The 12,925-nt window shown below is 68.1% G+C and carries 10 protein-coding genes; 1 reads left to right on the top strand and 9 read right to left on the bottom strand.

The window, feature by feature from the left end; genetic code table 11:
- From ACNFOC_RS40270 to ACNFOC_RS40235, 8 genes are all read right to left on the bottom strand, one after another.
- Window positions 1-250 (bottom strand): sarcosine oxidase subunit delta (locus ACNFOC_RS40270; RefSeq protein ID WP_416963967.1); only part of this gene is annotated, 250 nt, incomplete at its 3' end.
- 11 nt (window positions 251-261) lie between these two features.
- Window positions 262-1,494, bottom strand: coding sequence for a sarcosine oxidase subunit beta family protein (locus ACNFOC_RS40265; protein WP_416963966.1), 1,233 nt, complete (start codon window positions 1,492-1,494; stop codon window positions 262-264).
- The gene (gene glyA, locus ACNFOC_RS40260; protein WP_416963965.1) at window positions 1,491-2,774 is read right to left on the bottom strand and encodes a serine hydroxymethyltransferase; all 1,284 of its coding nucleotides are present in this window, start codon (window positions 2,772-2,774) and stop codon (window positions 1,491-1,493) included. Before glyA ends, ACNFOC_RS40265 begins: the two co-directional genes overlap by 4 nt.
- Window positions 2,775-2,795: 21 nt before the next feature.
- Entirely contained in the window at window positions 2,796-5,234 is a 2,439-nt protein-coding gene (locus ACNFOC_RS40255) for a GcvT family protein (protein WP_416963964.1), read from the bottom strand.
- A gap of 226 nt (window positions 5,235-5,460) precedes the next feature.
- A complete protein-coding gene (locus ACNFOC_RS40250) occupies window positions 5,461-6,432 on the bottom strand; it encodes an ABC transporter substrate-binding protein (RefSeq protein ID WP_416963963.1) in 972 nt (323 codons plus the stop codon).
- Window positions 6,433-6,446: 14 nt separating this feature from the next.
- The gene (locus tag ACNFOC_RS40245; RefSeq protein WP_416963962.1) at window positions 6,447-8,450 is read right to left on the bottom strand and encodes an ABC transporter permease; all 2,004 of its coding nucleotides are present in this window, start codon (window positions 8,448-8,450) and stop codon (window positions 6,447-6,449) included.
- Window positions 8,450-9,538, bottom strand: coding sequence for a quaternary amine ABC transporter ATP-binding protein (locus ACNFOC_RS40240; protein WP_406119750.1), 1,089 nt, complete (start codon window positions 9,536-9,538; stop codon window positions 8,450-8,452). Before ACNFOC_RS40240 ends, ACNFOC_RS40245 begins: the two co-directional genes overlap by 1 nt.
- A 20-nt stretch (window positions 9,539-9,558) precedes the next feature.
- Window positions 9,559-11,028 carry an aldehyde dehydrogenase family protein gene (locus tag ACNFOC_RS40235; protein WP_416963961.1) on the bottom strand — a complete coding sequence of 490 codons (1,470 nt, stop codon included), beginning with the start codon at window positions 11,026-11,028 and terminating at the stop codon, window positions 9,559-9,561.
- 220 nt (window positions 11,029-11,248) lie between these two features.
- On the opposite strand from ACNFOC_RS40235, the gene purU reads away from it, so the two are divergent.
- A complete protein-coding gene (purU, locus tag ACNFOC_RS40230) occupies window positions 11,249-12,121 on the top strand; it encodes a formyltetrahydrofolate deformylase (RefSeq protein WP_416963960.1) in 873 nt (290 codons plus the stop codon).
- Between the two features lie 608 nt (window positions 12,122-12,729).
- On the opposite strand, the gene ACNFOC_RS40225 is transcribed toward purU, so the two are convergent.
- Window positions 12,730-12,925: hypothetical protein (locus ACNFOC_RS40225; protein ID WP_416963968.1), on the bottom strand; the 196-nt coding region annotated here is incomplete at its 5' end.

Below are 12,925 nucleotides of genomic sequence, written 5' to 3'. Positions count from 1 at the left end.
CCCGATACACCCCCAGAATCTCGTTCGTCGCCGTGTCTCGCACCGCGTTGAACCACCGGCGGCACCCCGCCCCATGGTTCCACCGTTCCGCGAAGGGGCCCTTCGGGTTGTCGCGGAAGAACAGGTAGCGCGCCCACTCCTCGTCGGTCAGGTCGGCCGGGGTCTCCGGGTAGGCGACGTGGGCCTGGCCGCCGTAGTGGAACTCGGCTTCGTCGCGGGGCCCGCACCAGGGGCAGGGGATCAGCAGCATGGTTGGGCTCCCTAGTGGGCCACCGCGGCGGCGCCGTGCTCGTCGACGAGCGCGCCGGTGGTGAAACGGTCGAGCGAGAAGGGGGCGTTGAGGTGGTGAGGGGTGTCGTGGGCGATGGTGTGGGCGTAGACCCAGCCGACGCCTGGGGTCGCCTTGAAACCGCCGGTTCCCCAGCCGCAGTTGAGGTAGAGGTTGTCCACCGGGGTGAGGCCGACGATCGGTGAGGCGTCGGGGGTGACGTCGACGATGCCGCCCCAGGTGCGGAGTACGTGGGCGCGGGCGAAGACCGGGAACAGCTCCAGGGCCGCCGCCATCTGCTCCTCGATGATGTGGAACGCGCCGCGCTGCGTATAGGAGTTGTACGAGTCGATGCCCGCGCCCATCACCAACTCGCCCTTGTGCGCCTGGCTCACGTACACATGGACCGCGTTGGACATGACGACCGTGGGGTGGACCGGCTCCAGCAACTCCGACACCAGTGCTTGCAACGGGTGGCTCTGGAGGGGGAGTTGGATGCCCGCCATCGCTGCCAGGACCGACGTGTGGCCCGCCGAGCAGAGTGCTACCTTGCCCGCCGCTATCGGGCCGAGTGTGGTCTGTACGCCGACCACCCTGCCGTCGACGATGTCGAGACCCGTCACTTCGCAGTTCTGGATGAGGTCGATGCCGGCCGCGTCGGCGGAGCGGGCCAGGCCCCAGGCGACGTGGTCGTGTTTGGCTATGCCGGCGCGTGGTTGGTAGGTGCCGCCCATCACCGGATAGCGCACGTCCGGTGAGATGTTGACGATCGGGCAGACCTCCTTGACCTGCCGTTCGTCGAGCCACTCCGCGTCCACGCCGTTGAGGCGGTTCGCCTCTACGCGGCGCACGCTGTCGCGGACGTCCTGGAGGCTGTGGGCGAGGTTGAGCACTCCGCGCTGGGAGAAGAGGATCGGGTAGTCCAACTCCTCCTCCAGGCCCTCCCAGAGTTTCAGGGCGTGTTCGTAGATGCCCGCGCTCTCGTCCCACAGGTAGTTGGAACGGATGATCGTGGTGTTGCGGGCCATGTTGCCGCCCGCCAGCCAACCCTTCTCCAGCACCGCGACGTTGGTGATGCCATGGTTCTTCGCCAGGTAGTGGGCAGTCGCGAGGCCGTGGCCGCCGCCGCCCACGATGACTACGTCGTACGAGCGTTTCGGCTCCGGTGTGCGCCAGAGCCAGTCGGGGTGTTCGGGGAGGTCGGCGCCGGGGGTACGCGGGGTCATCGGGGGTCGCCCTCCTCGGACAGGTGCGGGTAGAGCGGGTGATTCGCGGCCAGGGCCTCCGTGCGGGCGCGCAAGTCCTCTGTGTCCGGGGCCGGTTGGAGGGCCAGCGCGATCACATCGGAGACCTCGGCGAAGTCCTCCTCCGTGAAGCCGCGTGTGGCCAGCGCCGGGGTGCCGATGCGCAGCCCCGACGTGACCATGGGCGGCCGCGGGTCGAAGGGCACCGCGTTGCGGTTGACGGTGATGCCGATCTCATGGAGCAGGTCTTCCGCCTGCCTGCCGTCCAGCTCCGAGTCGCGCAGGTCTACCAGGACCAGGTGCACGTCCGTGCCGCCGGTGAGGACCTTCACCCCTGTGGCTGCCACGTCGGCTCGGGTCAGGCGCTCCGCGAGGATGCGCGCGCCGGCCAGCGTGCGGGACTGGCGCTCCGCGAACTCCGGTGACGCGGCGACCTTGAACGACACCGCCTTCGCGGCGATGACATGCTCCAGCGGGCCGCCCTGCATCCCGGGAAACACCGCCGAGTTGATCTTTTTGGCGAGGTCGGCCTCGTTGGTGAGGATGACTCCGCCGCGTGGGCCGCCCAGCGTCTTGTGGGTCGTGGTCGTGGTCACGTGTGCGTGCGGGACCGGGTTGGGGTGCAGCCCCGCCGCCACCAGGCCCGCGAAGTGCGCCATGTCGACCATCAGCAGGGCACCCACCTCGTCGGCGATCCGCCGGAACGCCGCGAAGTCCGACTGCCTTGGATACGCCGACCATCCGGCGATGATCATCTTGGGGCGGTGTTCCTTGGCGAGGCGTTCCACCTCGTCCATGTCGACCAGGTTGTCGGTCTCGGAGACGTGGTACGGCACCACGTTCAGCATCTTGCCGCTGTAGTTGAGGCGCATGCCGTGGGTCAGGTGTCCGCCGTGGGCGAGGTCGAGGCCGAGGATCGTGTCGCCGGGCTTCAACAGGGCGAAGAACACCGCCGTGTTGGCCTGTGCGCCCGAGTGCGGCTGGACGTTCGCGAAGCCCGCGCCGAAGAGGGACTTGACCCGCTCGATCGCCAACCGCTCGGTGACGTCGACGTGTTCGCAGCCGCCGTAGTAGCGGCGGCCGGGGTAGCCCTCCGCGTACTTGTTGGTGAGGACCGAGCCCTGGGCCTCCAGCACCGCGGAGGGCGCGAAGTTCTCGGAGGCGATCATCTCCAACGTGGACTGCTGGCGGTGCAGTTCGGCCCGGAGCGCGGCGTGGACCTCGGGATCCAGTTCCGCCAAGGGGGTGTTCAGCGCGTTCATAGAGCGTTCGCGTCCTTCCGGCTAACCGCGGAGGCGGGACATCGTCGGGTCGAACAGCGGCTCCTGGGCGACGACGACCTCGACACGCTCGTCGAAGTAGCCGATGTGCAACTGGGTGCCGGGGGTGGTGAGTTCGGCCGGGAGCCAGGCGTAGGCGATGCCCTTGCCGATCGTGTAGCCGTAGGCGGCGCTGGTGACGTAGCCGACGGCGCGCTCGCCGTCGTAGACCGGCTCCTTGCCCATGACGACGGAGTGCGGGTCGTCGATGGTCAGGCAGGTCAACTGCCTTCGTACGTCGGCCTTTCGGCGTTCCAGTGCGGCCTTGCCGACGAAGTCGCCCTTGTCGAGCTTGACGGCGAAGCCGACGCCGGCCTCGTAGGGGTCGTGCTCGTAGGTCATGTCGGTGCCGAAGGAACGGTAACCCTTCTCCAGGCGGAGGCTGTTGAAGGCGCCGCGTCCGGCGATGACACCGCCGAGGGGCTTGGCCGCCTGCCACAGGGTGTCCCAGAGTTTCTGGCCCTGGTCGGCGGTGGTGTACAGCTCCCAGCCGAGTTCGCCGACGTAGGAGAGGCGCATGGCGGTGACCGGGACCGTTCCAATGTAGGCCCGCTTGGCGCGGAAGTACTTGAGGCCTTCGTTCGTGAAGTCCTCGTCCGTCAGGGGCTGGAGGACCTTGCGGGCCAGGGGGCCCCACAGGCCGATGCAGCACGTGCCGGGGGTGATGTCGCGGACCTGGACCGTTCCATCGGCGGGCAGGTGGCGGGTGAACCAGTCCAGGTCGAGGTTGCCGTTGGCGCCGACCTGGAAGCGGTCGCGGGCCAGGCGGGCGACGGTGATGTCGCTGCGGATGCCGCCGTCCTCGTCCAGCAGGAGGGTGTACGTCACCGAGCCGACCGACTTGGCGACCTTGCCGGTGACCAGGCCTTCCAGGAAGTCGGCGGCACCGGGGCCGGTCACTTCCAGGCGTTTGAGGGCCGTCATGTCGTACATCGCGACGGTCTCGCGGGTGGCCTGTGCCTCGGCGCCGACGATGGGCGACCAGTACTGCGCCGCCCAGTCGTTCGGGGTGGGGATCGAACGGCCTTCCAGCAGGCTCGAGTTGGCCTCGTACCACTGCGGGCGCTCCCAGCCGTTCGCCTCCAGGAAGACCGCGCCGTGTTCCTGCTGGCGAGTGTGGAAGGGGCTGGTGCGGATCGGGCGCGGCTTACCGGACGGCTGGAGGGGGTGGAGGATGTCGTAGACCTCGACGAAGTTCTGACAGTCGCGGGCCAGGACGTATTCGGGGGCGAGTTGGTGCTGCTCGAAGCGGTTGACGTCGCACTCGTGGAGGTCGAAGGACGAGCAGTAGCCGTCGACCAGCCATTCGGCCATGGCGCGGCCGACGCCCGCCGAGTGTGTGACCCAGACGGCCTCGGCGACCCAGAAGCCCTTGACGTCCGAACTCTCCCCGAGGAGGGGGAAGTTGTCGGTGGTGAAGGAGAACAGGCCGTTGATGCCCTCCTCGACCTTCGCGTCCCGTGTCGCGGGGAGCAGGGACTGCGTTTCGGTCCAGGCGGGTGCGAAGTCGTCCTCCGTGAACTTGAGGACGGACGGCATGTCGTCGGCCTCGCCGACCGAGAGGATGTCGTCGGCCGAGATGGGCATCGGGCGGTGGCCGTAGTAGCCGATGCCGATGGCGTCGAAGCGGTCGCGGTAGTAGAGGTCGGCGTCCTGGTGGCGCAGGATCGGGCGGACGGCCTCCTCGGTCTGGCCGGCGAGGGCGGGTACTGGACCGGTCCAGGCGAGCTGGTGGCCGAGCGGGGTCAGCGGGAGGTTCATGCCGGCCATGCGGGCGATCTTCGGGCCCCAGATGCCGGCGCAGCACACGACGATGTCGGCGGGGATCTCGCCCTGGTCGGTGAGGACGCCGGTGACGCGGCCCTCGGACTGCTGGACGTCCAGGACCTCGTGGCGGGCCAGGAAGGTCACGCCGCGGTCCGTGGCCCGGCGGATCTGGGCCTCCACCGCGAGGACGGCTTTCGCGAGGCCGTCGGTGGGGACCAGGAGGCCGCCGAGGACCTTGTCGGGGTTGACGAGGGGGTGCTGTTCCACGCACTCCTCGGCGCTCAGCAGCCGGGCCTCCACGCCCCAGGAGGTGATCCAGCCGTGGCGGCGGTGGAGTTCGGCGACGCGCTCGGGGGTGGTGGCGACTTCGAGGCCGCCGACCTGGAGGAAGCAGGGCTTTCCGTCGACGTCGAGGGAGCAGAACTTCTCGACCGTGTAGCGGGCCAACTCGGTCATGGTCTTCGAGGAGTTGGTCTGGAAGACCAGTCCGGGGGCATGTGAGGACGAGCCCCCGGTGGCGGGCAGCGGGCCCTGGTCGACCACGGTCACTTCGGTCCAGCCTCGCGCGGAGATCTCGTCCGCGAGCGCCGCCCCCACGACACCCGCTCCGATGATGACCACTCGGGGTCCCGCCATCGCCGCACCTCCGGCTAGAAAGCAATCCAGTTGCTGTCTGCGCAACATGCTTCAGGTTGCGCAACTCAATGTGCCCGGCGCGAGGAGTGGGTGTCAAGGGGTCCGTGACGTCGGAAAACAGCCCGAAACACCGGCCTGAACACGGCGATACACGGCGATGCCCGGTGGGCGGTGCGCACCTGCGCGCACCGCCCACCGGGCAGGTCCAACCACGTTCCCGTTACGGCTACTTGAGCCAGGCGTCGACCTTGGCCTGGTTGGCGTCGACCCACTTCTTCGCCGCGGCGTCGTCGGACAGCTTGTCCTGCGCTATGTACTTGGCCACGGTGTTCTGGTCCTCGTTCGTCCAGTTGAAGTTCTTCACCAGGTTGTAGGCGGGGCTGCCCGACTTGGCGAACTTCGCGCTGACGATCTTGTCCAGGTTGTAGACGGGATAGTCGCAGGCGATCTTCGACGCGACCGCGTCACAACCCGTCGTGTACGCGGGCAGCGACACCTTCTTCAGCGCGACCTCGGAGAGGAACCACTGCGGCTCGTAGAAGTAGCCGATCACCCACTGCTTCTTCTTCTCGGCGGTGCGGAAGGCCTGGATGAGCGCGGTCTCGCTGCCCGCGTACACCACCTTGAAGTCCAGCTTCAGGTTCGTCACCAGAGCCGCGTCGTTGGTGACGTACGACGGGTCTCCGTCGAGGAGTTGGCCCTTGCCGCCCGACTCGGAGGTCTTGAACTTGGACGCGTACTTGTTCAGGTTCTTGTAGTTCAGGATGTCGGGGTGGGCCTTGGCGAGCCACGGCGGTACGTACCAGCCGATGATGCCTTTGTTGCCGGTCTGCCCTGCCTCGACGGCGGTCTTCTGGCCGGTGATGTACTTCTTCTTGAGGTCGTCGTGGCCCCAGTTCTCCAGGACCGCGTCGACCTCGCCGGTCCCGAAGCCCTGCCAGGCGATCTCCTCTTTCAGGTCCTTCTTCTCGACCGTACAGCCGAGTTTCTGCTGCGCGACGTACGCGACGACCGCCGCGTCCGCCTCGTAGCCCACCCACGGGTTGACCGCGAGGTTGAAGGTCCCGCACTTGGCCGAGCTGCCCGAGCTGCTGCCCGAGCCCGAGGACGTGTCGCCGACCTTCGCCCCGCCGCAGGCGGTGAGGGTGAGGCCGAGGACGGCCAGGCCGGCCGCGCCGGTTCGCCAGTGTCTTGCCATGGTGTCGTGCTCCTTTAAGCGCTGGTTCGGCGCGCGGCCGCCTGAGTGATCCGGTCGAACATGACTCCGAGCAGGACGATGGCGAGCCCCGCCGCCAGCCCCTTGCCGTACAGCTCGCCCTGCGAGAATCCGGCCACGACGTCGTAGCCGAGGGCGCCGGCTCCCACCAGGCCGCCCACAACAACCATCGACAGCACGTAGATCAGGCCCTGGTTGGTCGCGAGGGTCAGGGCGCTGCGTGCCATCGGGAGTTGAACCTTGGTGATGATCTGCCAGGTGTTGCAGCCGGCCGCGGTGGCCGCCTCGACGGTGGTCTCGGGCACGGCCCGCACCCCGTCGGCGGTGATCTTGATGGCGACCGGTACGGCGTAGACGACGGCGGCGACGATCGCGGTGAAGCGGGTCGCCCCGAACAGTGCGAGGAACGGTACGAGATAGACGAACGGCGGCATGACCTGCGCCGCGTCCAGCGTCGGCCTGAGCAGCCGGTCCACCATCGTGCTGCGCCCCATCCACACCCCGAAGGCGATGCCGAACAGCATCACCAGCACGGTCGCCACGACGGTCGAGGCGAGTGTCGTCATGGCGTCCGACCACACGCCGGTGCCGACAAGCAGCCCCACGCATATGGCAGTTGTGACCCCGGAGCGCCACCCGCCGACCACCACGCCGATCCCGACGAGCGCGGCGCCGACGAGCCACCACGGGGAGTCGGTGAGCAGCGACTGGAACGGGTTGAGCAGTCCGTTGGTGATCGCGTCCCGGAAGGCGTTGGTGATCCCCGACAGGTTGTCCTGCGCCCAAGTCGTCACGCTGTCAGCCGCGTTGGCGATATGAGTGCCCGTGGTGCCGTCGCCGGGGAACTGCGCCGCCCAGAGGTAGGTGTGCGACAGATAGAGGAGCACGACGACGCCCACCGCGCCCGAACCGAGCAGCGGGCGGCGCCACTTGAGGAAGCGGCCGCTCGAATTCCGGGCCTGTTCCGCGCGTGTGCTGGACGCGGTGGTGACCCGGTCCAGGACGATCGCCATGACGACGATGGCGAGGCCCGCGTTGAAGGCCGTACCGACGTCGAGCGACTGGAGGGCCTGCATGACGGTCTTGCCGAGGCCGGGCGCGTCGATCAGGGCCGCGATGGTGACCATGGCGAGGGCGGCCATGATGGTCTGGTTGACGCCCATCACCACGGTCCGCTTGGCCATCGGCAGCAGCACCTTCAGCAGCGACTGCCAGCGCGTCGACCCCATGGAATCAGCCGCTTCCACGGTCGTCTCCGGGACGTTGCGAATGCCGTGCGCGGTGATGCGGATCGCGGGCGGGGCGGCGTAGATCACCGTGGCGATCACGGCGGAGGCCGGGCCGATGAGGAAGATCAGGGTCAGCGGGGCGAGGTAGACGAAGGTCGGCATCGTCTGCATGAAGTCCAGGAAGGGCGTGATGATCCGGTTGAACCGGTCGGACAGCCCCGCCCACACCCCCAGCGGGATCGCGAACAGCAGCGCCACGAGGACCGCGGAGAGGGTGAGCGCCAGGGTGTCCATGCTCTCCTGCCACAGCCCCTGCAACCCGAAGAAGACGAAGCCGGCCATGGCGAGGAGGGAAACCCGCCAGTTGCCCACGGCCCAGGAGACGAAGCCGGCGATGCCGACGACACCGAGCCAGCCGATCTGCGGCAGCGGGCGGTCGCCGCTCGGCTGCGAGATCAGGTCCTGGACGAAGGTCACCAGGTTGTCGATGACCAGGCGGATCTCGTTGAAGAAGTAGAGGAAGAGCGGGTTGGAGTTGCGGTTCGCGCCGACCGAGTCGTTGAGGTCGTTGAACCACCGGTGCAGCCCGGTGAGATCGGCCGCCGCCAGTGTCAGCGTCTGCTTGCCGCGCAGCACGGCGAACAGCACGAGCCATACGACGACGATCGCGCCCACCATCATGGGCCGGGTCACCTTGCGCACGGCGGGGACCGCGGGAGGGGCCTCCGCGACCCGCTCCGTCTTCTCCGGTTTCTCCACGGCGACGGTCATCACGCGTCGCCTTCCTGCCCGGCGACGACCGCGAGGATCTCCTCGTCGCCGACGATGCCGAGCAGCTTGCCGTTCTCGACGACCTTGACGGGCTTGTCGGCCGCGAGTACGGCGCGGGTGGCTTCCCGCACCACGACGTCCGGCCCCAACTCGGGCCCGTCCAGGGCGTCTCCGTCCACGGCGGGACGCATGATCCACCGCAGGGTGAGGACGTCCCCGCGCGGCACGTCCTTCACGAACTCGCGTACGTAGTCGTCGGCGGGAGCGCCGACCAGCTCGTCCCCGGTCCCGCACTGCACCATCTTGCCGTCGCGCATGATGAGGATGCGGTCGCCCAACTTCAGCGCCTCGGACAGGTCGTGGGTGATGAACACCATGGTCTTGCCGACCTCGTGGTGCAGCCGGATGACCTCGTTCTGCATGTCACGCCGGATCAGCGGGTCGAGCGCGGAGAAGGGCTCGTCGAAGAGGAGCACGTCCGGGTCACCGGCCAACGCCCTTGCCAGACCGACGCGTTGCTGCATACCGCCGGAGAGCTGGTCGGGGTAGGAGTTCTCGTACCCCGAGAGGCCGACCAACTCGACAACTTCCAGGGCCCGTTTGGTGCGCTCGGCCTTGCTCATACCGCGGATCTCCAGACCGAACGACACGTTGTCGACGACCCTGCGGTGCGGCAGCAGCCCGAAGTGCTGGAAGACCATGGAGAATTTACGGCGCCGCAGCTCGCGCAGCCGTTTGGCGTCCGCGTCCCGGATGTCCTCGCCCTCGAAGACGATCTCCCCGGAGGTCGGTTCGATCAGCCGGGTCAGACATCGCACCAGGGTGGATTTCCCGGAGCCGGACAGGCCCATGACGACGAAGACCTCGCCGGGCGAGACCTCGAAGTTCACATCGCGTACGGCGGCGGTGCAGCCTGTGCGGTCCATCAGCTCACGGCGCGTCAGGCCGCACAGTTCCTCGGAATCGGGTACCTGCTCGGCCTTCGGCCCGAACACCTTCCACAGCTTGCGCACGGATATGACCGGGGTGGGGCCCGAGTCCTGGGGCGTGCCGCGCCGCTGCGGCACCTCGGTCTGTGCTGGGGTCACGATCGACCTCTTTTCGGCATTCAGCCGCGGAACCAGTGCTGCGGCCGGGGTTGGATGTTCTGCCAGATGTGCTTGGGCTCTCGGTACTCGTCCAGGCCGGTCGGTCCCAACTCCCGGCCCACGCCCGAGTGTCCGAAGCCACCCCATTCCGCTTGCGGCACATAGGGGTGGTAGTCGTTGATCCACACCGTGCCGTGCCGCAGCCGCCGGGCGACCCGCTGGGCCTTCCCCGCGTCCTGGGTCCAGACGGCGCCGGCGAGTCCGTACTCGGTGTCGTTGGCTATGCGTACGGCGTCGTCCTCGTCGGTGAAGCGCTCGACGGTCAGCACGGGCCCGAAGGACTCCTCGTGCACCACCCGCATGTCCTGCGTGCACGCGTCGAGCACGGTCGGCGGGTAGAAGTGCCCGTCGACGAGGCCGAGTTCGTCCGGCCGCTCACCACCACACCGCAGTACGGCGCCCTCAGCGATGCCGGCCGCGACATACGCCTCGACCTTCTCCAGGTGCTGTGCGGAGATCAGCGCCCCGGTCTCGGCCTCGGGATCGAAGGGCCCGCCGAGCCGGATCTGCCGCGCGCGGCGCACGACTTCGTCCACGAACCGGTCGTGCAGCGAGTCCTCGACGATCAACCGGGCTCCGGCGGAGCAGACTTGGCCCGAGTGCAGGAAGACGGCCGTGAGCGCGAAGTCCACGGCCGTCTCGAAGTCGGCGTCGGCGAAGATGACGTTGGGGTTCTTGCCACCCAGCTCCAGCGCCACCTTTTTCACGGTCGCGGCGGCGGTGGCCATGATGCGTTTGCCGGTCTCCAGTCCCCCGGTGAAGGAGACCAGGTCGACGGCGGGATCCTCGGAGAGCGGCGCGCCCACCTCGGGACCGGTACCGAGCACGAGATTGGCGGCACCGGCGGGCAGTCCGGCCTCTTCCAACGCCTTCATCAGCAGGATGGAGGTGGAGGGTGTCAGCTCACTCGGCTTGAGGACGACCGTGTTCCCCGCGAGGAGCGCCGGAGCGACCTTCCAACTGGCTTGCAGCAGCGGGTAGTTCCAGGGCGTGATCAGCCCGCACACCCCAACGGGCTCGTAGACGACCCGACTTACGGCGTCGTCCCGCCCGGTGTCGATGACCCGCCCGGCGTCGGTGCCACCGATCCCGCCGTAGTAACGGAAACAGGAGACGACATCGGCGATGTCGTACTCGCTCTCCACCAGCCGCTTGCCGGAGTCCAGCGACTCGGCGCGGGCGAACTCCTTGGCGTCGCGCTCGATGAGATCGGCGGTGCGCAGCAGCAGCGCGCCGCGCTCCCGCTCGGGGGTGCGCGGCCAGGGGCCTTCGTCGAAGGCGCGGCGGGCGGCGGCGATCGCGGCCTCGGTGTCGGGACGCGTTCCCTCGGACACGGTCGCGGTGAGCGTGCCGTCGGCGGGACAGCGGATGTCACGGTGACCGCCGGCCACCGCGTCGCGCCATTCTCCGTCCACATACAGGTCTGCCACGTGTGGAGCCCTTCGAGCGAATTTCGTTGCGCATCGTGCACCGTATTGCTTGTGGTGGAACACCTTGGCGAATGTGCAGACATACGTCAAGGGGTTGGCGGATGACGATTTCGCCATGCGGCCCATTGCGCGGCCGCCTCTTGACCGCGAGCGGCGCGCGGCCCAACCATGTTGCGTATCGCTCACCTTGTTGTGCAATACGCACCGACGGAGGCCGCTCATGTCCCCTCGACCGCACCCTGGCCGCGAATTCGTCCTCACCCTCTCGTGTCCGGACAGCGCCGGACTGGTCCATGCCGTGAGCGGTTTTCTCGTGCGGAACTCCGGCAACATCCTGGAGAGCCAGCAATTCGATGATCGACTCCAGGACCGCTTCTTCATGAGGGTCCACTTCGACGTTTCCGATCCAAACGCCGACCTGGAAACTCTGCGTTACCGATTCGGCCCGGTCGCCGAGGCGTACCGCATCTCCTGGACCCTCAGGGACGCATCCACCCCCACCCGGACCCTGCTCATGGTCTCCAAGTTCGGCCACTGCCTGAACGACCTGCTGTTCCGCCAGCGCACCGGCGCCCTCAACATCGAGATCCCCGCGATCGTCTCCAACCACCGCGACTTCGAGGGCCTCGCCGAGACCTACGGCATCCCCTTCCACCACATCCCGGTCACCAAGGACACGAAGGCCGACGCGGAGGCACGCCTGCTGGAGCTCGTACGCGACCTGGACATCGACCTGGTCGTCCTTGCCCGCTACATGCAGATCCTCTCCGACGACCTCTGCAAGCAGCTAGAGGGCCACGCCATCAACATCCACCACTCCTTCCTCCCCAGCTTCAAGGGCGCCCGCCCCTACCAGCAGGCGTACGACCGCGGGGTCAAGCTCGTGGGCGCCACGGCGCACTACGTGACCCCGGAACTGGACGAGGGCCAGATCATCGACCAGGACGTGGTCCGGGTGGACCACTCGCTGGACCCGGACGAACTGGTGACAGTCGGCCGGGACGTGGAGGCGCAGGTACTGGCGCACGCGGTGAAGTGGCACAGCGAGAGCAGGGTGATGGTGTACGGGAATCGGACAGTGGTGTTTCGGTGAGGGTGGGGGTGGGGGTGAGTGCGGGCTCGGGTGAGGGTGCGGCCAGGGCAAGTGGGGACTGTATACGGCTTCTGACAGCGGCACTTGGGGCACAAGCCCGCTGATCGTGCGGTGGTGTTTCGGTGCGAGTGGGAGTGAGTGCGGGCTCGGGTGCAGCGGGTGCGGATGAGCGATGAGCGCCGCACACGGCCTGCGGCGGCGGCACTTGGGGCACAGCACGCCGACGGCAGCCTGTCGGCGGCGACTTGGAGAGCAGGGGCGCACCAATCAGCCTGTCCGCGGCGGCGTGCAGCGCGGGCACGGACACATCAGCCTGTCGGCGGCGACGTGGAACACGGGCACGCACCAACCAGCCCTGTCCACGGCGACTTGGAACGCGGGCGCGCACACATCAACCTGTCCCGCGGCGACGCGTAGCGCGGGCGCGCACACGTCAGCCTGTGGCCTGTGCATGGTGACGTGGAACGCGGGCGGCAAATCCAGCCGACTCCGGCAACTTGAAACGCAGGCCGACATCGCCCAGCCGTCTACGGCAACTCGAAACGCGCGCCCGCAACACAGGGCCACAACACCCGGCCGCCTACGGCAACTTGAAACGCAGGCCGGCTCTATCCAGCCCGTCCGGCGTTTGAGGACAAGGGCTGTCCGGCGACACCGGTGCGGACGAGCGTCAGCCGTTTGGGGCGGTCTTCGAGCTGGCGCGGGAGGTCGTGGCGAGCGGTGGACGAGATCAGCATGCCGAACACCATCGGCAGCATGTGGACGCCGGACATGGTCGGGGTGATGCCCTGCACGACCTGGAGG

This window comes from Streptomyces colwelliae (genome assembly GCF_048158785.1).
Taxonomy (GTDB): Bacteria; Actinomycetota; Actinomycetes; order Streptomycetales; family Streptomycetaceae; genus Streptomyces.
The sequence above is the reverse complement of the archived record's forward strand: the minus strand, read 5'-3'. Positions and strand labels throughout refer to the sequence as shown.

Bases quoted from the DNA above. Each gene is read 5' to 3' on its own strand.
- ACNFOC_RS40250 (WP_416963963.1), bottom strand. From the start codon at position 6,432: ATGGCAAGACACTGGCGAACCGGCGCGGCCGGCCTGGCCGTCCTCGGC.
- glyA (WP_416963965.1), bottom strand. From the start codon at position 2,774: ATGAACGCGCTGAACACCCCCTTGGCGGAACTGGATCCCGAGGTCCAC.
- ACNFOC_RS40255 (WP_416963964.1), bottom strand. From the start codon at position 5,234: ATGGCGGGACCCCGAGTGGTCATCATCGGAGCGGGTGTCGTGGGGGCG.
- ACNFOC_RS40265 (WP_416963966.1), bottom strand. From the start codon at position 1,494: ATGACCCCGCGTACCCCCGGCGCCGACCTCCCCGAACACCCCGACTGG.
- ACNFOC_RS40245 (WP_416963962.1), bottom strand. From the start codon at position 8,450: ATGACCGTCGCCGTGGAGAAACCGGAGAAGACGGAGCGGGTCGCGGAG.
- purU (WP_416963960.1), top strand. From the start codon at position 11,249: ATGTCCCCTCGACCGCACCCTGGCCGCGAATTCGTCCTCACCCTCTCG.